Genomic DNA, 21,831 nt, shown 5'->3' with positions numbered 1-21,831 from the left:
TTGTGCCGGAAGGCACAATTGAATCAAAGAGAGAAAACTATGTTTGGTAAAGGCGGTTTGGGCAATCTCATGAAGCAAGCCCAGCAAATGCAGGACAAAATGCAGCAAATGCAGGAAGAGATTGCCACTATTGAAGTCACTGGTGAATCCGGTGCAGGTATGGTTAAAGTCACCATCAACGGCGCGCACAACTGCCGCCGTGTTGAAATCGATCCAAGCCTGATGGAAGACGATAAAGAAATGCTCGAAGATCTGATTGCTGCTGCATTTAATGATGCTGCGCGTCGTATCGACGAAACACAGAAAGAAAAAATGGCATCAGTGTCCAGCGGTATGCAACTGCCGCCGGGCTTTAAGATGCCGTTCTGATGCAAACCAGCCCGCTCCTTGAGTCTTTGATGGATGCACTGCGCTGTTTGCCGGGCGTTGGCCCGAAATCTGCGCAGCGTATGGCATTTCAGATGTTACAGCGCGACCGCAGTGGCGGAATGCGTCTGGCACAGGCGCTGACCCGCGCGATGTCGGAAATTGGTCATTGTCAGGACTGCCGGACATTCACCGAGCAGGAACAATGCACAATTTGCGCCAACCCGCGCCGTCAGCAGACGGGGCTTATCTGTGTGGTGGAAAGTCCGGCGGATATTCATGCCATTGAGCAAACCGGACAGTTCTCCGGGCGCTACTTTGTGCTGATGGGACATCTGTCCCCGCTGGACGGCATCGGACCGGCAGATATCGGGCTGGACATACTGGAAGCGCGGCTGTCGCGGGAAACACTCAATGAAGTGATCCTTGCGACTAACCCGACAGTGGAAGGTGAGGCGACTGCCAACTATATCGCTGAAATGTGTGAACAATTTGGTATCTCAGCCAGCCGTATCGCACATGGCGTACCGGTTGGTGGTGAGCTGGAAATGGTGGATGGCACAACCTTATCCCACTCTCTCGCCGGGCGTCAGAAAATTCGTTTTAACAACGATTACTGATTAGTCGTCGCGTTTTCCCGGACAGACGGCTTATGCCGTCTGTCCTCTTTTCTCAGGTTTCTCATAAAAAATACACCTTTCACCTTGAAAATCCCATGACTGACCCCACCTGATCTCTATACCATTTTTTCGTTTATGATGTCAGCGTGAGGTTATTAATGAGTCTGCAAGAACAAGAAACCCGTGGTTTTCAGTCAGAAGTAAAACAGCTTCTGCAATTAATGATCCACTCTCTCTATTCCAATAAAGAAATTTTCCTGCGCGAGCTTATCTCAAACGCATCTGATGCGGCGGATAAACTGCGTTTTCGTGCGTTATCCGATAACACGCTGTATGGAAATGACGGTGATTTGCATGTGCGTCTTTCTGTGGACAAAGAAAAGCGCACACTGACTATCAGTGATAACGGTATCGGGATGACCCGCGACGAAGTTATTGATAATCTGGGGACTATCGCCAAATCCGGGACCAAATCATTCCTGGAATCCCTTGGATCTGATGCGGCAAAAGACAGCCAGCTGATTGGTCAGTTCGGGGTCGGTTTCTATTCGGCATTTATTGTTGCGGATAAAGTGACGGTTGTTACCCGCGCCGCCGGTGTGCCAAGTGACCAGGCTGTTTTCTGGGAATCTGAAGGCGAAGGGGATTACTCCATCGCCAAAACCCATAAAGATACACGCGGCACCGCTATCACCCTGCATTTCCGCGAAGGCGAAGATGAGTACCTTGATGACTGGCGTCTGCGTTCGGTTATCGGCAAATATTCTGACCATATTGCACTGCCGGTTGAAATCGAAAGTAAAAATGAAGAAGACGGCACCGTGATATGGGAAAAAATCAATAAAGCTCAGGCACTGTGGACGCGCAATAAAAACGACATCAGTGATGAAGAATATAATGAGTTTTATAAGCATCTGTCTCACGACTTTGCCGACCCGCTGACGTGGGCGCATAACCGTGTGGAAGGTAAGCAGGAATATACCAGCCTGCTTTACATCCCGTCTGTCGCTCCTTTTGATCTGTGGCAGCGTGACCAGCGTCGCGGGTTGAGCCTGTATGTTCAGCGCGTCTTTATTATGGACGATGCCGAACAGTTTATGCCGAATTATCTGCGCTTTGTGCGCGGACTGGTGGACTCGAACGACCTGCCGCTGAATGTGTCCCGCGAAATTTTACAAGACAGTGCCGTCACCCGCAGCCTGCGTACCGCGCTGACTAAACGTGTTTTACAGATGCTTGAAAAAATTGCGGCAAATGATGCTGAAAAATATCAGGCATTCTGGCAGCAGTTTGGTCTGGTACTTAAAGAAGGTCCGGGCGAAGACAGCAGCAATGCGGAGCTTATCGCCAAACTTCTGCGTTTTGCGACCACAAAAGAAGAGAGTTCCGCGCAAACCGTTTCGTTGGCGGACTATGTTTCCCGCATGACGGAAGGTCAGGACAAGATTTATTACATTACGGCAGACAGCTATGCCGCAGCAAAAAACAGCCCGCACCTGGAATTGTTCCGCAAAAAAGGTATCGAGGTACTGCTGCTCTCTGATCGTATTGATGAGTGGATGATGAATTACCTGAATGAATTTGACGGTAAATCATTCCAGTCAGTCAGTAAAGCCGATGAATCTCTGGATAAACTGGCAGATGATGAAGATACTGCCGCTAAAGAAGAGACAGATAAAGAGCTGGCACCGTTTATTGAGCGCGTAAAAGCCCTGCTGGGTGAGCGGGTGAAAGAGGTAAAACTTACTCACCGTCTGACCTCAACACCGGCTATCGTGACAACCGATGCCAGTGATATGAGCACGCAGATGGCGAAATTATTTGCTGCTGCGGGTCAGGAAGCGCCTGAAGTGAAATATAACTTTGAGCTGAATCCGGAGCACCCTCTGGTTAAACGCGCCGCAGAACAGCAGGATGAAAGTCGTTTTGCAGATTGGATCAATTTGCTGATGGATCAGGCGCTGTTTGTTGAGCGCGGCACACTGGAAGATCCGAACGAATTTGTTTCCCGGATGAATAGCCTGTTATTAGGCTAAAATGAGATTCATTTCCGGTGTGTGTGTGTAATCACGCATAACCTACTTAAAAACCACATGATTTCCTGATAATCATGTGGTTTTTTCTTTTATAAAAATGAAAACAGGCAGGGGAGTTACCCCTGTTTTCTTGAGTCTATGCCCTGACAAATGGTATGGTAGCTTGTTTTCATCCGAATTATAAAAAAGCAACCAGCAAGGGGTTTACGCAATGCGTATTATTCTGCTCGGCGCACCGGGCGCCGGTAAAGGAACGCAGGCTCAATTTATCATGGAAAAATACGGGATCCCTCAGATCTCGACGGGTGACATGCTGCGTGCAGCAGTGAAATCCGGCAGTGAATTGGGTCTTCAGGCAAAAGAATTGATGGACAATGGTAAGTTAGTGACTGATGCATTAGTTATCGCACTGGTCAAAGAGCGTATCAAACAAGATGATTGCCGAAATGGCTTTTTGTTGGATGGGTTCCCGCGTACCATTCCACAGGCTGATGCAATGAAAGACGCCGGTATTTCAGTTGATTTCGTTCTGGAATTTGCTGTACCGGATGAAATTATTGTTGACCGTATTATCGGTCGCCGTGTGCATTCCGGCTCAGGCCGTGTTTATCATGTCAGATACAATCCGCCGAAAGTGGAAAATAAAGATGATGTGACCGGCGATGAACTGACTATCCGTAAAGATGATCAGGAAGAAACCGTACGCAAGCGTCTGGTGGAATACCATCAGCTGACCGCGCCATTAATTGCGTATTACCAGAAAGATGCACAGGCAGGCGATGTAAAATATACCTGCATTGACGGCACCCGTCCGGTAAATGAAGTCAGTCAGGAATTAGCGCGTATTTTAGGTTAATACGCCCTGCATTTCTGCCAGGCAGCCGTATGGCTGCCTTTTTTTATTCCGGAAGCACATACATCAGTATGTGACCGGGGGAAAAAGAGCAGCCAACGCCCCTGTAGGTTGAAAGATAAAAGAATGGTATTCAAAATCATTCAGTTTGCAGGAAGGCGGCAAGCGAGAGAATCCCCCGGGAGCATACATCAGTATGTGACCGGGGGTGAAAGAGAGCAGCCAACGCCCCTGCAGACTGAAGGATGAAGAATATGGCAGAAAAGAATAAGAATCATTTATAATATTGCACTACCCTGATAACCCTAATTACAATCAGTAGCTGACAGGATTTTCTGACAATGAATCAACATAAACGTGGTGTTTTACTGGTCAATCTGGGCACACCGGATGCACCGGATACGGCGTCGGTTAAACGTTATCTGAAACAGTTTCTCAGTGATCCGCGTGTGGTGGATATGTCTGCGCTGCTCTGGCAATGTATTTTGCGGGGTGTTGTGTTGCCGTTCCGCTCACCCCGTGTGGCAAAGCTTTATCAGTCTGTGTGGATGGATGAAGGCTCACCCTTGCTGGTTTACAGCCGCCGGCAGCAGGCGGCGCTGGCAAAAGCCCTGCCGGATACCCCTGTGGAGCTGGGCATGAGCTATGGCTCTCCTTCTCTTGAATCGGCGGTTGAAGCATTACTGGCACAGGGTGTTACGCACTTTGATGTGCTGCCGCTGTACCCGCAGTATTCCTGCTCAACCACCGGCGCTGTATTTGACGGGCTGGCGACTATTTTTAAGCGCTACAGAACATTACCGTCACTGAATTTTATCCGCAGTTATGCAACACATCCGCTCTATATTGAGGCGCTGGCGCAATCGGCTGAAGCGTCTTTTGCCGAACACGGTGAGCCGGACAGACTGATTTTGTCTTATCATGGTATTCCTGTGCGTTATGCAAAGACGGGGGATATTTATCCTGCTGAATGTGAAGCGACAACCGCATTACTGCGTAAACGTCTGAATTTCCCAGCTGAGCATATTATGCATACTTATCAGTCCCGCTTTGGCAGAGAGCCGTGGCTGGCACCTTATACGGATAAAACAATGCAGTCATTGCCCGGCGAAGGTGTTAAATCTGTTCAGGTGATGTGTCCGGGATTTTCGGCTGACTGCCTTGAAACGTTAGAGGAAATAAAGGAACAGAATAAAGCTTTCTTTTTAACTGCCGGAGGTGATGAATATCATTATATCCGGTCTCTTAATGACAATGATATCCATATAAAACTATTAGGCACTCTTGTTGGCTAGTTTTTTACATTGTAATAAGGATTAGTCTGAGATATACCTCTGTAATGCGTAGAATTTTAAGGAATTAATGTTAAAATTAAGATTGTGACAATTAATTTATCTTAAAATGACAGATACTTTTGTTCGTTTTGAGTGAAATGGCGTATTTCATAGCAGAAATGACGGGTGGCGCGGATATGATGAGTACAAGGGAACCAGCGAATCTGAATGATGATGAGATTGATATTATCGATCTCATTAAACTGCTTTATCGCTATAAAATTTTTATTATTATAGTGACACTGCTGTTTACGGTCGCCGGGTTTGGTTTGTCAAAACTTATGCCGCAAAAATGGACAAGCACGGCTGAAATTGCCGCCGTTGATGTCCGTGATATGCCATTATTAGATAAGCTGCGCCTGCAAATGGGGGCGCTGAATGTGTCTGCGGTATCTGACCTGCCTGCTGCATTTAATGTACTCGGTGCTGTCTGGCAGTCACCGGATATTCAGCAGAGTTTTTTACAGTCAACGGGCAATCTGACAACATCCGGTACATTCGGTTTTCAGGGAAAAGAGGCCAATTTACTGATGCCGGCAACAGCCAAAGTCTCTTTCACGGCGAATAACCCGCAAACTGCGCAGCGCATACTATCAGACTATCTGGATTATACCCGCGACTATAGTCGTACAGTGCTGCAAACCCGGTTACAGGAAAATCTGGATGCTGCGCTGGATAAGGGAAAAAGTGAATACCGTGTTGCATTTATACAGGTTGAGCATGAGCGCAATCAGACACTTGCCTACCTGAATATGGCCGGAAAAATAGCCGGAAACAGTCTGGTTGTTCCACCACAAAATACGGTGTCTGATCCGGTAGCTGCCTACAGTGCGTTAGGGCGTCCGGCTATTTCTGAAATAGAAAATGCATTGAAAAACATGGATTTGTCTAAAGTGAATGCAGGGCTTCGGGACAAGGCTTATGTTTTACGGGCGATTAATAATGCGGATACCCGCACGCTGGATTTTATACCGTTTTCCGTGAAGGAAGCACCTGCTCTGCCGGTCGTAAAAGACGGACCGGGGGTTAAAATGTATATCCTGGCTTCTGCATTTTTAGGTTTTATTCTCTCTGTTCTGGCCATTTTTTTCATGGAATATGTTTGTTAACCGGAAAAAATCAGCGTAATTTCCGGTTGAGCGGGCATTCATGTGTCTGCCCGCTCACATTCCTGTCAGCTTATGATAAAATGCGCTATCTTTTTCTGGCGCCATTAAATCACTATGAAATTCCCCGGTAGACGTAAATCCAAACACTATTTTCCTGTCAGCCTGCGTGATCCGCTGTTACAGCCTATCCAAATGATGATGGATGATGAAAATACCCGTTCTTATGTTGTGGGTATCGATCAGACACTCGTGGATATAGAAGCTAATGTAGATGATGATTTCATCAACCGTTATCAGTTGAGCCGCGGGCATTCTCTGGTTATCGAAGATGATACGGCAGAAGCGCTTTACCGGGAGTTGATTGAAAAGTCACTGATTACCCACGAGTTTGCAGGGGGAACTATCGGTAACACATTACATAACTACTCTGTTTTAGCGGATGACCGTTCTGTATTGCTGGGCACGATGTGCAGTAATATCCGGATCGGCAGTTATGCTTATTATTACTTGTGTAATACATCCAGCCGGATGGATCTGAATTATTTGCAGGGCGTTGATGGTCCTATAGGGCGCTGTTTTACCCTGATTAGTGAAAATGGCGAGCGGACATTTGCTATCAGCCCCGGGCTGATGAATCAATTGCGTCCGGAAAATATTCCAGAAGATATTATTGCTGAGGCGTCAGCCCTGGTACTGACCGCGTATCTGGTTCGCTGTAAGCCGGGCGAGCCGATGCCGGATGCCACCATGAAAGCCATCGAATATGCAAAGAAACATAATGTTCCGGTTGTTTTGACACTGGGTACAAAACATGTGATTGCGGAAGATCCGCAGTGGTGGTGTGATTTCCTCGCAGACAATGTGTCAGTGTTGGCAATGAATGAGGAAGAAGCGCTGGCGCTGACCGGGCTTGCCGATCCTCTTCTGGCGTCAGACAAAGCACTCGACTGGGTCGATTTGGTGCTCTGTACCGCAGGTCCGGCGGGTTTATATATGGCCGGATATTCTGAGAATGAATTTAAACGCGAAACAACACATCCGTTATTACCGGGCGGACTGGCTGAATTTAACCGTTATGAATTCAGTCGTGCAATGCGTAAAAAAGATTGCACAGAGCCATCACGGGTTTATTCCCATATTGAACCCTATATGGGCGGGCCGGAAAAAATAATGAATACTAACGGTGCCGGAGATGGTGCATTATCTGCATTGCTTCATGATATTACGGCAAATAGCTATCACCGGATGAATATTCCTAATTCTGCTAAACATCAGCGCCGCTATCTGACGTATTCTTCTTTAGCTCAGGTATGCCGGTATGCTAACCGGGTAAGCTATCAGGTACTTATTCAGCATTCACCGCGTCTGACTAAAGGATTACCGGAACGGGAAGACAGCCTGGAAGAGTCTTACTGGGAACGGTAATATATTTAAATACCGGATATACCCTTATTCATTCAAACTGCAGGTTCGTTGGCTGCACTCAATCAGCCGGGTCACATACTTGTGTATGCTCCCCGTCTGTTTTCCCTTGCCGCCTTCCTGCATCTTGAATGACGTTGGGTATAAATAATATTGGATTCAGATAAACAGCCTGTTTTTATAACAGGCTGTTTTATTTTATATTGAAGGTGTTAATACTTGGTGTCGCTATAATAAATAATAAGCCTTGTTTTAAGGTTGGTTTAATTGCCATTACTCAATATTTGAACTACATTAACATCGATTTAAATATGAATGGTAATTATGGCAAGGAATAAATTCAAGGAATGAATGATGATATTTAATTATAAAGATTATACAGCGCAGGAATCAATAGATTTAATGATAACTGCTAAAAAAAATTGCTATGTATGATAACTTACATACACAGATTGGTTTTTTTCCTATAGGGAAAGTAATTACACATTTACTTGAGCCATTATCTAATGCATTTAACTGGATGCCAAGTAAAATGGACGTGGGTATTCCTGCCGGATGGCGGGAATTAAAACCAGCCGAACTTAATTTACCAAATAGTGCCGTGGACCGCTTTGGTTATTATAAAGTAACCAGTCCGGTTACCGGTAAAATTTTTCCATCTCAGGGTTTGCAATCGCATATTTTAGGTGAATTTGATGATCATAACCAGCTGACAAAGATCACGCTATCCTGGACCGGAACAAATGACCTTGTTGATATGATTGACTATACTCAAATAAACAACGGAAATATTGCAAAGCATCTTGAGCCTTTGCTGGAAGCGGTTAAAGATCTGGCGATTAAAAATAATCTGGCACCTGAAGATATTATCATTACCGGTAATAGCCTGGGGGGTGGTATGGTTAATATTAATGCTGCGGCGAAAGAAACCCTGGCAGGTGGTTTTTTTTAAGGATTCAAATTATATTGCGTTTGCCAGTCCGAATATTCATGATGATGGTACTGTATTGAATATCGGATTTGAAAATGATGGTGTATTTCGTATTACAGGAGATGCAACCTCATTTATCGGCGCTATTTTAGATATGAAGCCGCTTTTTGTTAATGCGGATAAAGATTATAACTCTACACTTAATAACATTATATCTTTTGATGACCCTCATTCCCTTTCTCTGGTCGGCGGTGGCAGCTATCTGAGTAAGAGTATACTGAATGTTCCGATCAGCTGGACGCCGCATGTTATGAATATGGTGACAGATAGCTGGGAGCGAATTGCTGCATCTAAATTTTATCCGTTACTGAATAAAGACAGTGTTGTTATTGTGGATAATTTATCTCAGTTGATGCGCCATACCAAATGGGTGGGGGATATTTATCAGAACACCGGGCACTACGGTAAACCGGCATTTATATTAGGCAATGAATACGGCAATATGCTCAAAGGCAATGATGCCGGTGATTATATTTCTGCCGGTGGCGGTAATGATAAAATTAAACCGGGTTTAGGTGCCGATGTTATTGACGGAGGAACCGGAACAGATACCCTGATGTTGCATGGATTCGCCAGAGACTGGGATATTTACAACGTGGATAATTTTGTATATTTCCGCGCGAAAGATGGTACCGGAATGAAAAAAACAGAGTCCATTGAAAAAGTGGAATTCGCCAAAGAATGTTATAAAACCTTTGATGTAAATGATCAAAATCTGAGCTATGAATCTGGTTTTATTTTCAAAACCAAAGAGACAGTACAATATAAAAATGCGGTTATCGGCACAGACGGTGACGATGATTTAACCGGCAGTGTGGTATTTGGTCTTGGAGGTAATAATACGCTTCATGCACTGAAAATTGCCAGCTTATTAGTCGGCGGGGAAGGCAATGATATTCTTCTCGGCAATGACGGTAATGATGAGTTATACGGGGGGGAAGGTAATGACTTCCTGTATGGCGGCAAAGGTAATGACATCTTGTTTGGTGGTATCGGTAATGATATTTTCCACTTTGATAAAAACAGTGGCGGAAAAACCGATATTATGGATTTAAATCAGTACGCACATGATAAAGATACCGTTCAGTTCACCTCTGATATGTTTAAAGATGTCTGCGATGTACTGCTCCACGCCCGTGATGTAAAAGGGAATGTTGTTATCAGTGATGCACAAAATACCATTACTATTCATGATTACTCGATTGACTTACTGATTCAGAATCAGGTACTGAGTGTTGTTTAAATATCTATAATTTTAATATCATGAATAAGCCGGTTAATTATTACCGGCTTTTTTTAATATAAACGTCTTTTCATAAAAAGAAAATAACATTATTGTGTAATTACTTTCTTGATGTTCCCGGAGGAATTATGCCTGATGCAGGTCAGTATACAATTGCCATTTTATTAAGTCTGTTTAACGTTATTAATTTCAGAGAGAAAATATTTAAACTAAATGTATCAATAAGATTTATTTTGGTTTTTATTATTTCATGTTTAGTTATTACACTTTACTGTGTGATGACTAATTTTTTTTATAAAAAAATATACCCGTTAATTTTTTTATTTATGCCGGATAAAAATTACAATATTGCTGTCATCTCATGTAGTGCTATTAATTTGTTTGTACTATGGGTATATCATTCAATAAAAACAAGCAAAGAGACATCATGAGATTATTTATCGCAATCTAATGCCTGGTTCTGTTCTGTATGGGGCGCGGTTCATTAAGTGCCGGAAAGAGTACACAGAAAACACAGAAAAACGGAATATCCGGTCATATTATCACCAGCGTGCTGATGGATACTAATAATCAGCCTGCATAAGTGGTATTATTCGTTTATTATCATATGGATATAATAATTAATCACTAAAATCCTGCTTCGGCAGGATTTTTTTTTGGGCGCTGCGCGGCAGAAAATAGTGCTGTTTTGAGCATGATTTTTTCATATGCGCATTTTCCTATACCATATACGACAATAATTTGGTAAATGAATTAATTAATAACGATAAAAATGAGTAAGGAAATTATGATGTCAGACAACACCGCGCTTGTTCCGCTGAAAATAGTGGCTTCAGGTGTTGCGCTACCGGCTGACCGGGTTTTATCGACCGACCTGGATAAACGTTTCAACAAGCGCAGCGGGTATGTGGAAAAACGGGCCGGGATCCGCTGGCGCTATCATGCCACCCATTCAGACAGCCAGGCTGTACTGGCGGCGCAAGCGCTGCATCATGCACTGGCACAGCAGAACATTGACCCGGGCTCTGTGGATGCCCTGATTTGTGCATCCGCCATTCCGGTTCAGGCGCTGCCGTGCAGTGCCGCACATATTCTTGCCTGCTCATCATTGACGCCGGGAATTGCTTGTTTTGATGTTAACGCCAGTTGTGTCAGTTATTTATCTGCATTACAGGTCGCCGGGGGATTGCTGGCAACAAATCAATATCAGCGCATAGCCATTGTCTCAGCCGACCTTGCGTCACGGGGTATTGACTGGACGCATGAAGAGTCATCCCTGATTTTCGGCGACGGTGCTGCCTGCACCATTGTTGAGAAAGGCGACGGGTGCAGCGGTATTCTCTCGTTTCGCCTGGAAACCTACCCCGAAGGGCTGGATCTGTGTGAGATCCGCGCCGGTGGCACCCGCTGTAATCCCCGGACCGGTATGGAAGAGGATGACTTTCTGTTCCATATGAAAGGTAAGCCGTTGTTCCGTCTGGCATCGTCACTGATCGAAGATTTTATGGATCGCGTGCTGTCACCGACGGGTATTGCTCTGTCACAGATTGATACCGTGGTGCCGCATCAGGCGAGCCATCTGTCGCTGGAACACATGCGCAAACGGCTGGGGATCACCGATAAACAGCTTGTGGATATTTATGCCACCCGGGGAAACCAGGTGGCGGCATCGATTCCGTCAGCGCTGCATGAAGCCATTATTACCGGGCGATTTTACGGAAAATCCGCTGTACTACTGGTTGGCACAGCCGCGGGGCTGGCACTCTCTGCAATGGTACTGGTGCCGTGAGAATTTTAGTGACGGGGGCAACCAGCGGGCTGGGACGCAACGCAGCAGACATGTTGCTGCGGGAAGGGTATGAAGTTGTCGCCTGCGGGCGTGATACGGCAGCGGGTGCAGCACTGACGGTTGCCGGTGCGGTTTTCCGCCCCGCTGATCTGCGCACACTGACCCCGGAAGCAGCCACGGCTCTGATGGCGGATTGTCAGGCAGTCTGGCACTGCGCGGCACTTTCCGCCCCCTGGGGGGATAAGGCAGAATTTGAGGCGGTGAACCTGACCGCGACCCGGATACTGGCTCAGGCGGCAGCGGACGCCGGTATTGTGCGGTTTGTGCATATTTCGACCCCGGCAATTTATTTTAACTTTACGCACCAGCAAGATATCCGGGAATCGGTGGTGAATCACCGGTTTGCCAATGAGTATGCGCGGACTAAATATCTGGCGGAGCAGGCGATTGCTGACATTGTGGCGTCTTACCCGGCAACTATTTTTGTGATTCTGCGTCCGCGCGGGCTATTCGGACCTCATGACCGGGTATTGCTGCCGCGCCTGATGGCACAGGTTCGTGCGCGTAACGGCAGACTGATCCTTCCCGGCGGCGGAAAGAATGCGTTTGATCTGACCTATGTGGAAAATGTGGTGCATGCCATGTCGCTGGCGACTACGCAGCCGGTAAAAAGCGGCTCAGTTTATAATATTACCAATCAGGATCCGCAACCGCTTATCACCACGCTACGCGCACTGTTTGCACTGACCGGCGCACAGTGCCGGGTGAAATCTGCACCTTATCCGCTGTTGTATGGTCTGGCGTTTTGTCTGGAAAAATTAGCGGGATCGGGAAAAGAGCCGCTGTTGACACGCTACAGCCTGGGCGCGGCATATTTCACTATGACACTTAATAATGAGCGTGCGCAGAATGAGCTGGGATATTATCCGCGTTACACGATGGCGGAAGGAATAGCCCGCACCGCGCACTGGCTGAATAATGAAAAGCAGGGTGAGTTATGATGAAAATCCGGGTTTTTGAAGCCGGTTACTGCACCCATCCGGGCTGTGTGGCGCTCAAAGGGGCGAGCATGAAAGCCTGTAAATTTCCGGCGCGGGCATGGCTGATTGAGGGGCATGGTCAGCGCTGGTTGTTTGATACCGGTTACGCTGACCATTTTTATGACCATACCCGGCGCGGCGTGATCCGCCTTTACCGCACGGTAACACCGGTTTATTTTGATGCCAAAGATGCGCTGGTTTCTCAGCTGAAATCTGATGGTATAACGCCTGCTGATATATCGGGTCTTATCATTTCTCATTTCCATGGCGATCATATTGCCGGGCTGCGCGATTTTCCCGGCGTACCTATGGTTTGTTCCGGCGACGGCTGGGCGAAAACCCGCCATCTGACAGGTTTTTCCGCTCTGCGCAAAGCCTTTGTGCGCGGGCTTATCCCGGATGATTTTGAAACACGTACCCGGTTTTATGAACAGTTTGAGCAGGTGGCACTTCCGGCTGAACTGGCTGTTCTCGGGGACGGGTATGCGGTTAACCGTGAAAAAACGCTGCTGGCGGTGCCGCTGCCGGGACACGCTGCGGGGCATATCGGGTTATGCGTGGCAACAGATGACGGCTGGGTTCTGCTGGCAGGTGATGCGGCATGGTCACCTGCAAATTACCGCGAATTACGCGGTCCGATGGCGGTTGCCAATCTGATTATGGATGACAGCCGTGCTTATTATGAGACGCTGAATAAATTGCATCAGATAGATAACCGGCAGATCCCGATACAGCTTTGTCATGAAGGTGACTTGTGAGCCTGCTGAAAACCCTGTGGTATTACCACAGGGCGCGAAAGCAGCATTTCCGGGATCGCGGCGCACTGGAGCGCCATCAGCAACACATGTTGTCGCGTTTTATCCGCCGCGTTCTGTGCCGCAGCCCCTATTTTTCACCCTATTGCGCTTTACCGTTGGCACAGTGGCCGGAGATGGATAAAGCACTGATGATGAAGTATTTTGATCAGATGAATACCGCCGGTCTGAAAGTGGATGAACTGCTGGAATGTGCGCGGCGAAGTGAATCCTCGCGGGACTTTTCGCCGATGGTCGGGCGGTTCAGTGTCGGGCTGTCATCAGGGACTTCCGGACGGCGTGGTGTGTTTGTCGTCAGCCCGCAGGAGCAGGCGGTCTGGGCGGGAACCATGCTGGCCAAAATGCTGCCGGACGGTTTATTTGCCGGTGAGCGTGTCGCATTATTTCTGCGGGCGAACAATAATCTCTATGAAAGTGTGAACAGCCGGTGGCTCTCTTTCCGGTTTTATGACCTGCTGGGGGATTTTGAGGACAATCTGAATGCGCTGGTGGCGTATCAGCCCTCCATTATTGTGGCTCCGGCGCAGGTTCTGGCAGAGATTGCGCGGCGAAAAATAAAAGGTGAGTGCTCACTGTCACCGAAGCGGGTAATTTCAGTGGCGGAAGTGCTTGAATCGGATGGTAAAGTATTGTTAAAACAGGTATTTGATGATGTCGGGGAAGTCTACCAGGCAACGGAAGGATTTCTTGGCTGTACATGTGAGCATGGCACTCTGCATCTGAATGAGGCTTTTTTGTATATTGAGAAAGAGTGGCTGGATGAGCGCCGCTTTTCGCCGGTGATCACGGATTTTACCCGCAAAACGCAGCCAATTGTCCGCTACCGGCTGGATGATGTGTTAGTTATCCGTGACACGCCGTGTCCGTGCGGAGATGTGCAAACCGCTATTGAGCGCATTGAAGGGCGTTGTGATGATCAATTATTGCTGACTGATGTGCAAAACAAACCCGTCAGGTTGTTTGCGGATGCCTGTAACCGCATAATTTGTAACACATTACCGGCAAAAACGGATTTCCGTCTGCATCAGAAAGGGCGGGTGTTCAGTTTGTCTGCGCAGTGCAGCAACGCAGAGCTTCAGGCATGTCAGCAAGCACTTACCCGCTATTTTGAACAGCAGGGCGCGGATACCTCCGGGTTGCAGTGGCAGTTATTGACTGAATTACCTTCTGTGACAATGTCAGTCAAGCGGCGGCGGATCACGCGGGAGCCTGAATGAGCAGCTCTCAGGGAATTGCTCACCGGTTTTTTTATCTGTTGGCGGGCTGGGGAACGGTGGGGGTGATTTATTCTCTGACCGGCGATATACATGCAACGGCACACATGATTACGCCAGGAATTATTGATAAAGTAATCATGTATAACCCACATGCAGTCTGGGTTTATCTCTCTTTTTTTCTGTTTATCCCCTGCGGGTATTTATTATCATTACCCGGGAAAGCTAACCTGCTGATGTGGCAGATGATATTATGTGCGGTACTGTCCGGAACTGTGTATCTGTTGTATCCCACCACCGCAGATTTTCCGGGCGATACCGGGAGCGGGCTGACACAATACCTGCTGACAGCGCTGCTTGTGGCTGATACCCCGCAAAATATGCTGCCGTCCCTGCATGTCTCTCTGACGCTGATTACACTGGCGGCCTTATGGCAAAAAGGGGCGCATTATGGCAATGCGCTGTGGCTGGTGTGGGCGCTGGTGATTATTCTTTCTGTTTTGTACCTTAAACGGCATCTGTTTATTGATGTATTTGCCGGGGCAATCTGCGCCACGGTTGCCATAATGAGTGTACGGATGTTCAAAATGCCGCACAGGATCAATCTCAATGAATGAATTAACCTTTCCGGTTATTTTTATGGTGATGATAGTGATCGCGGAAGCGGCGGTGATCGCCCGCAAAAGCCCTGCGTCATTCCGCTGGCGTGATGTGGTGTTCAATCTCAATTCCGGACATATCATGCTGTGGCTGTTTCGCGGGCTGGAGTTGTTCTGCTACGGGTTTGTGGTAACTCACTTCTCCGCCGGGCTGACTGACACCTGGCCTGCGTGGGCGGTTTGGTTGTTTGCACTGATCGCATGGGATTTTGGTTTTTACTGGCTGCACAGGTTGCACCATAAATATCGTCTGTTATGGGCGGTACATGTGGTTCACCATCAGGGGGAGCACTTTAATCTCTCTCTGGGGGTGCGAAATTCCTGGTACTCTTCTCTGACATCGGTTCCGTTTTTTTTGCTGCTTGCCTTTGCAGGCGTGCCGCTCAGTGTCTTTATGGCTGTTTCGGTGCTGCATTATACTATCCAGTTTTTCAATCACAGCGGATTGATCCCGCGCCTGGCGTGGCTTGAGAAAATCATGGTTACGCCGCATCACCACCGGGTTCATCATGTTAAAGACGGCGGTTTTGCCAATCGCAATTTCGGTGGCAGTTTTATTCTCTGGGATAAACTGTTCGGGACATTTTCAGAATCCCCCGGGATACCACACCGCTACGGAATTGGTGGTGAGGCAGCAACAGAAAACCCGCTGATTGACAGCAACCGTCCGTTTTTACGGGTGTTCGGGATAAAAAATAAACCGCGACAGATTCGCTCTGCACAATACCATATCCGCGATGCGTTTTTAGTGAGCGGAACGCTGCTGCTTTTTGTACTGGTGATCGGCTATATTTATCGTTACGGCTACGGATACAGCGGCACCACGGCGGTACAGGCCGCACTGTTTGTTCTGCTTGCTGCCGGTACGGTGGCATTGTCCGGGCTGGCTGCGGGGCAGCAATGGGGGCGGGTAAGCTGGTTTGTGGTGGCAACATTCATATTACTGCTGATTATTGCTGTGGGCTGGCTGACACCGTTCTGGCTGATGTCCGGGGGACTCTTGTGGCTGCACAGTCTGCTGTTGCTTACGGGGGCGGGGACAGCACCGGCGGGGGAACCGGATGCACAATCCTGAACCATTGCCGCCGCTGGGATTTAAGTCACAGGACGATCTGGCTTTTCATCGTGCTCTGCAACAGGCGGCAAATCAGTATCTTCAAAACAATTCTGAGCACCGTTTTGCGGACAAGCGGGCGTATCTGAAAAGCGGGTTATTGCTTCTTGCCTGCCTGAGCAGCTACGGACTGATGCTGATATCAGGCGGCGGCATTGTATTTTTTATTTGTTACCCGCTATTTATCTTTTTTGCTCTGTTACTGGCGATTAATGTGGTTCACGATGCGTCACATAATGCGGTATTGCGTAGTGCTGCGGCAAACCGCATCCTCAATTTCTGGATAACGCTGCCGCTGGGACTGGATCCGGACTGCTGGCGCGTGCGGCATATTGTTTTCCATCATGCTCATATTAACGTCCGTTATTACGACCTTGATATCGAAGAGAATTTTCTTCTCAGACAGACCCCCTATCAGCGCTGGTATCCGTTTATGCGCTGGCAGCATGTGTACTGGCCGCTGATTGCCGCAATGACATTTCCGGCACTGATCTGGGGATATGACTGGTTTGATCGCTTTAATCTTACGCGCGTAACACCTGAAATGCGCCATCAGGGCGGACGGGGAACGGGGCTGTTTTTGCTGAGTAAGGGGCTGCATCTGATAGTGGCACTGCTTATTCCTTACTGGCTTTTATCATCGGCCGGGATAGGTTTTGGTACTTTTCTGCTGGTTTATCTGCTGAGTCAGATGCTGGCATCACTGGTCTTTGTTGTCTTGATCCTGGGAACACACTGGGCAAAAGCCACGTTTTATACTGCACCGGATTCCGGGCGCATGACGCACGGCTTTTATACCCATACCTTTTCCACAACCTATGACTGGCAGACAACCCCGCGCACGCTGACTTACTGGCTCGGCGGACTGAACCTGCATCTGACACACCACCTTTTCCCGAATTGGCACCACCGTCACTATCCTGCGCTGGCAGAGATTATCAGACAGACAGCAGCGCAATTTGGTATGGATTATCACTGTATCTCAGCGCGGGAACTGTTCCGTTATCAGCAACAGTTTCTCAAGCGGATGGGGGCGGGAGAGAAAACGGAAAGATAAAAAAGCCCGGACTGTGCCGGGCTGGTAGTGTCTGTCTTATTTATGCAGATGGCTGCGGCGTGCTGTCCGCCGGTGTTTTCGGTTCCGGCGTCACTTCCGGCGCTTTGCGCAGCATTTCATGCAGTGAACGGCCTTCCTCTTCTTCTTCCTGACGTTTTTCCGTCACCGGATTAACCACCACAGGGCAGCCGAACTCATGATCTGTCTGGTCTTCAACCAGCAGACTGCTCATTGCACGGGCAATTTCAAACTCACCGATAACCACACGGTTTGCGCCGCGCTCCATAATATACGTGCGTTCATCGTCATAATGCGCACGGACAATAATCGTCATATGATCGTTCAGGGCGCGGGCTTTTGCCACAATCTCACCGGCCTCATAGCCATTCGGAATGGTCAGCAGCAGTGAGCGTGCGCAATCCACACGCGCCAGTTCCAGCACATCAGGTGAAACCGCATTGCCCATCACGGACGCAAAACCGCGTTCTGCCAGTTCTTCAAAGCGGGCGCGGGTATCTTCAATTACAACAACCGGATAGCCTTTATTGTGCAGTTTTTCTGCCAGCATTGAACCGACCCGGCCATAACCGACAATGATAGTATGACCGCAGATATTGACCGGAACCTGGGTCACTTCATCCAGTGTTTCTTCTTCCTGTTGTTCTTGCGGTGTTTCCGTTTTTTCAAGGTAACGGTCAAGCAGGGTGAATAAAATCGGATTGAGCATAATCGAGACTATCGCCCCGGCTAAAATCAGGTCATTGGCCTGGCGGTTGAGGACTTCCAGCACCACGCCCATTCCGGCCAGGATAAAGGCAAACTCACCGATTTGTGCCAGACTCACCGCAACTGTCAGCGCGGTTCGCCGGTTATGTCCGAACAATCGCACAAGCAGCATTGCCGCCGCTGACTTACCGACAATAATGATCGCCAGAACACCTAAAATACCCAGCGGATGATTAATCAGTACCATCGGGTCAAACAGCATCCCGACGGAGACAAAGAACAGAACGGCGAATGCATCACGCAGCGGCAGGGTATCCTGTGCGGCGCGGTGGCTCAGTTCCGACTCGTTGAGCACCATACCGGCGAAGAACGCGCCCAGAGCAAATGAGGCCTCAAAGAGTGTAACGGCCGCGTAGGCTATCCCCAGCGCCAGTACCAGTACCGCCAGCGTGAACAGCTCACGGGAACCGGTTGCGGCGGTTCTGGCGAGTAACCAGGGAATAGCACGGCGACCGATGAAAATCATAATCAGAATGAAGGCGACCACTTTACCGATGGTCACGGCGAGGCTCAGCAGCAACTCAGAACTGCTGGCGCTGGCTTCCGGATTATTGATGATGGACGCTGCCGCCGGTAACAGGACCAGGGTCAGCACCATCGCCAGGTCTTCCACAATCAGCCAGCCGATAGCTATCTGACCGCGCTGACTGTCAATAAGCTGCCGCTCTTCCAGGGCTCGCAGCAGCACAACCGTACTTGCGGTAGATAAGCTCAGACCAAAGACAATACCGGTAAACAGCCCCCAGTCAAACAGACTGGCAAGACCCAGCCCCAGAATAGTGGCTACCGCTATCTGACAAATTGCGCCGGGGATTGCGATATTTTTAACCGCCAGCAGATCTTTGAGGGAAAAATGAAGCCCGACGCCGAACATCAGCAAAATAATACCAATCTCAGCAAGTTCCGGGGCCAGAGACGCATCGGCAACAAATCCCGGTGTAAAAGGTCCGGCCAGCACACCCGCTGCCAGATAACCCACTAACGGCGAAATTTTTAACCGCTGAGCTAACATACCAAATAAATAAGCGAGAACGAGACCACCAACAATTGTTGTAATGAGAGGCGTTGAGTGCACTTTTTCATTCTCCTTTTGATTCGCAATGTGAATAAATGTGGATATATTATAAATATAGTACATGTTTTTGTGACATAAATCGCGTTAAAAATATAAGTAATTATGTAAAAACCGGCTGTTAGTAGCAGATACCATTCAGCTTTGCCTGTTTTCAGCTTATTATGCTCTTTATGCTGCCGGTCTTATCTTGGATTTGCTGTGTTTTTATTTTTTATTTTTTGTTTATTAACAATGTCTTTATGATGTTTAGTTACCTTTTGACATGTAAATAGCCATAATATGTAAATTGTCAGGGAAAGGATGGGTCTTGTCGGCGTATTTATACGGGTATTGCAAAAGTAATGCGTAGGTCGGTATAAAATAAATGCGATTCCCGGTATGGGGTAATTACACGTTTTCTATGATTTATTATTGATATTTAAGGTTTTTTAAGACGCTGATGCCGGCATTGTGACGATATACTAAATGATAGAATATTGAGTGATGTCTCACTTTTTTTGTCGGATTTGTCAGAACAGGTATTAAAAATTGTGAATTTTAATCATACTTTCGGCAGGGATCGGCATGCCTCCCGGCTATTTGCCGTTATCATCATTCAGAACATGGGGAACGACCATGACATTTGCATTTAAAACCACCATCAGTGCTCTGGCGGTTTCTGTGGCACTTTTTCCGGCACTTGCCGGTGCGTGGGAAAAAGATAAAACCTATGATATTACGATTTTGCATACAAATGACCATCACGGGCACTTTTGGCAGAATGACCACGGTGAATACGGACTTTCCGCTCAGAAAACGCTGGTGGACGGCATCCGTAAAGAAGTGGAAGAGAAGGGCGGCTCTGTTCTGCTGCTCTCCGGCGGGGATATTAATACCGGCGTACCGGAATCTGATCTGCAAAATGCCGAGCCGGATTTTAAAGGTATGAATCTGGTGGGTTATGATGCGATGGCGCTGGGTAACCATGAATTCGATAATCCGCTGGCAACCCTGCGGACTCAGGAAAAATGGGCAAACTTTCCGTTCCTCTCTGCCAATATTTATCAGAAAAGTACCGGCGAACGTTTATTTAAGCCGTATGCGCTGTTTGATAAACAAAGTATAAAAATAGCCGTTATCGGCTTAACAACGGATGATACCGCCAAAATCGGTAATCCGGGCAATTTCCCTGATACTGAATTCCGTATTCCGGCAGAAGAAGCCAGAAAAGTGGTTGAGAGCCTGCGCGAAACAGAAAAGCCTGACATTATCATCGCCGCCACTCATATGGGACATTATGATGATGCCAATCATGGCTCCAATGCCCCGGGGGATGTGGAAATGGCACGCAGCCTGCCAGCCGGGTATCTGGATATGATTGTCGGCGGGCACTCTCAGGACCCGGTCTGTATGCAGCCGGAAAATAAAAACTATAAAATTGCGGATTATGTACCCGGTACGCCATGTGCGCCGGATAAGCAGAACGGCACCTGGATTGTACAGGCTCATGAGTGGGGGAAATATGTCGGTCGTGCGGATTTTCAGTTCCGCAACGGGGAATTCACACTCAAACACTATCAGCTCATTCCTGTGAATCTTAAAAAGAAAGTCACGAAAGACGATGGCACATCAGAACGCATTTATTACACCAGTGAAATTACTGAAAGCCCGGAAATGCTGAAACTGCTGACGCCGTATCAGGAAAAAGGCGACGAACAGCTTAGTGTTAAAGTCGGGTCGGTGGACGCTAAACTGGAAGGCGATCGCAGTAAAGTGCGTTTTGAGCAGACTAATATGGCGCACCTGATGCTGGCCGCGCAGAAAGAGCGTGCTGGTGCCGATTTTGCCATTATGAGCGGCGGCGGTGTGCGTGATTCTATTGATGCGGGTGAGATCACGTACAAAAATGTATTGAAAGTTCAGCCGTTTGCGAATGAACTGGTGTATGTCGATTTTAAAGGATCAGAAGTACTGCCGTATTTACAGGCGGTTGCAAATATGAAACCGGACTCTGGTGCGTATGCGCAGTTTTATAATGTCGGGCTGACACTGAATAAAGACGAAACAATCAGTGATGTGACTATCGATGGTAAACCGGTCTACCCGGAGAAAACCTATCGTATGGCGACGCTGAACTTTAATGCTATCGGCGGGGATGGTTATCCGAAAATTGATACACATCCGGGATATGTCAGTACGGGTTTTGTCGATGCAGAAGTGCTGAAAGGTTATATTGAAGCTCATTCACCGCTGAAAGCGGCAGATTATGAGCCAAAGGGCGAAATCGTTTATAAAAACAAATAGCTGATTTCAGATACAATACAATACC

18 protein-coding genes are annotated in these 21,831 nt (G+C 47.8%); 17 read left to right on the top strand and 1 reads right to left on the bottom strand.

Annotated elements, in window-relative coordinates:
* Window positions 1-39: 39 nt before the first annotated feature.
* The 16 genes from AYY16_RS17790 (at window position 40) to AYY16_RS17710 (ending at window position 17,662) form a co-directional block, all read left to right on the top strand.
* Window positions 40-369 (top strand): YbaB/EbfC family nucleoid-associated protein, encoded by a 330-nt coding sequence (locus tag AYY16_RS17790; protein ID WP_067369754.1) that lies wholly within the window; start codon window positions 40-42, stop codon window positions 367-369.
* Window positions 369-986: a recombination mediator RecR gene (gene recR, locus AYY16_RS17785; protein ID WP_067369751.1), complete on the top strand. Its 618-nt coding sequence runs from the start codon at window positions 369-371 to the stop codon at window positions 984-986. Before AYY16_RS17790 ends, recR begins: the two co-directional genes overlap by 1 nt.
* A gap of 158 nt (window positions 987-1,144) precedes the next feature.
* On the top strand, window positions 1,145-3,022 hold the full coding sequence (gene htpG, locus AYY16_RS17780; protein WP_067369748.1) for a molecular chaperone HtpG: 1,878 nt from the start codon (window positions 1,145-1,147) through the stop codon (window positions 3,020-3,022).
* A gap of 211 nt (window positions 3,023-3,233) precedes the next feature.
* Window positions 3,234-3,878 carry an adenylate kinase gene (gene adk, locus AYY16_RS17775; protein WP_067369745.1) on the top strand — a complete coding sequence of 215 codons (645 nt, stop codon included), beginning with the start codon at window positions 3,234-3,236 and terminating at the stop codon, window positions 3,876-3,878.
* 338 nt (window positions 3,879-4,216) lie between these two features.
* On the top strand, window positions 4,217-5,170 hold the full coding sequence (hemH, locus tag AYY16_RS17770; protein WP_067369740.1) for a ferrochelatase: 954 nt from the start codon (window positions 4,217-4,219) through the stop codon (window positions 5,168-5,170).
* Window positions 5,171-5,346: 176 nt separating this feature from the next.
* Window positions 5,347-6,318, top strand: coding sequence for a Wzz/FepE/Etk N-terminal domain-containing protein (locus AYY16_RS17765; RefSeq protein ID WP_235846351.1), 972 nt, complete (start codon window positions 5,347-5,349; stop codon window positions 6,316-6,318).
* A gap of 114 nt (window positions 6,319-6,432) precedes the next feature.
* On the top strand, window positions 6,433-7,743 hold the full coding sequence (locus tag AYY16_RS17760) for an inosine/guanosine kinase (RefSeq protein ID WP_067369738.1): 1,311 nt from the start codon (window positions 6,433-6,435) through the stop codon (window positions 7,741-7,743).
* 424 nt (window positions 7,744-8,167) lie between these two features.
* Complete coding sequence (locus AYY16_RS17755; RefSeq protein WP_067369735.1) at window positions 8,168-8,692, top strand: hypothetical protein; 525 nt, start codon at window positions 8,168-8,170, stop codon at window positions 8,690-8,692.
* Entirely contained in the window at window positions 8,679-9,974 is a 1,296-nt protein-coding gene (locus AYY16_RS17750; protein WP_162271074.1) for a calcium-binding protein, read from the top strand. Before AYY16_RS17755 ends, AYY16_RS17750 begins: the two co-directional genes overlap by 14 nt.
* Before the next feature lie 790 nt (window positions 9,975-10,764).
* The gene (locus AYY16_RS17740; RefSeq protein WP_150385108.1) at window positions 10,765-11,763 is read left to right on the top strand and encodes a 3-oxoacyl-[acyl-carrier-protein] synthase III C-terminal domain-containing protein; all 999 of its coding nucleotides are present in this window, start codon (window positions 10,765-10,767) and stop codon (window positions 11,761-11,763) included.
* Window positions 11,760-12,764 (top strand): NAD-dependent epimerase/dehydratase family protein, encoded by a 1,005-nt coding sequence (locus AYY16_RS17735; RefSeq protein ID WP_067369721.1) that lies wholly within the window; start codon window positions 11,760-11,762, stop codon window positions 12,762-12,764. The genes AYY16_RS17740 and AYY16_RS17735 overlap by 4 nt, the downstream gene beginning before the upstream one ends.
* Window positions 12,761-13,561, top strand: coding sequence for an MBL fold metallo-hydrolase (locus tag AYY16_RS17730; RefSeq protein ID WP_067369718.1), 801 nt, complete (start codon window positions 12,761-12,763; stop codon window positions 13,559-13,561). Before AYY16_RS17735 ends, AYY16_RS17730 begins: the two co-directional genes overlap by 4 nt.
* Complete coding sequence (locus AYY16_RS17725) at window positions 13,558-14,835, top strand: F390 synthetase-related protein (protein WP_067369715.1); 1,278 nt, start codon at window positions 13,558-13,560, stop codon at window positions 14,833-14,835. The genes AYY16_RS17730 and AYY16_RS17725 overlap by 4 nt, the downstream gene beginning before the upstream one ends.
* Window positions 14,832-15,449, top strand: coding sequence for a phosphatase PAP2 family protein (locus AYY16_RS17720; protein WP_067369712.1), 618 nt, complete (start codon window positions 14,832-14,834; stop codon window positions 15,447-15,449). The genes AYY16_RS17725 and AYY16_RS17720 overlap by 4 nt, the downstream gene beginning before the upstream one ends.
* Complete coding sequence (locus AYY16_RS17715; RefSeq protein WP_067369709.1) at window positions 15,442-16,566, top strand: sterol desaturase family protein; 1,125 nt, start codon at window positions 15,442-15,444, stop codon at window positions 16,564-16,566. Before AYY16_RS17720 ends, AYY16_RS17715 begins: the two co-directional genes overlap by 8 nt.
* Complete coding sequence (locus tag AYY16_RS17710) at window positions 16,553-17,662, top strand: fatty acid desaturase family protein (protein WP_067369706.1); 1,110 nt, start codon at window positions 16,553-16,555, stop codon at window positions 17,660-17,662. Before AYY16_RS17715 ends, AYY16_RS17710 begins: the two co-directional genes overlap by 14 nt.
* A 40-nt stretch (window positions 17,663-17,702) precedes the next feature.
* Here AYY16_RS17710 and ybaL read toward each other — a convergent pair whose 3' ends face one another.
* On the bottom strand, window positions 17,703-19,586 hold the full coding sequence (gene ybaL / locus AYY16_RS17705) for a YbaL family putative K(+) efflux transporter (protein ID WP_396673333.1): 1,884 nt from the start codon (window positions 19,584-19,586) through the stop codon (window positions 17,703-17,705).
* 552 nt (window positions 19,587-20,138) lie between these two features.
* Between ybaL and ushA the strand changes: the two genes are divergently transcribed.
* A complete protein-coding gene (gene ushA, locus AYY16_RS17700; RefSeq protein WP_067369984.1) occupies window positions 20,139-21,806 on the top strand; it encodes a bifunctional UDP-sugar hydrolase/5'-nucleotidase UshA in 1,668 nt (555 codons plus the stop codon).
* The last annotated feature ends 25 nt before the right edge of the window (window positions 21,807-21,831 follow it).

This window comes from Morganella psychrotolerans (assembly GCF_001676155.1).
Taxonomy (GTDB): domain Bacteria; phylum Pseudomonadota; class Gammaproteobacteria; order Enterobacterales; family Enterobacteriaceae; genus Morganella; species Morganella psychrotolerans.
The sequence above is the reverse complement of the archived record's forward strand: the minus strand, read 5'-3'. Positions and strand labels throughout refer to the sequence as shown.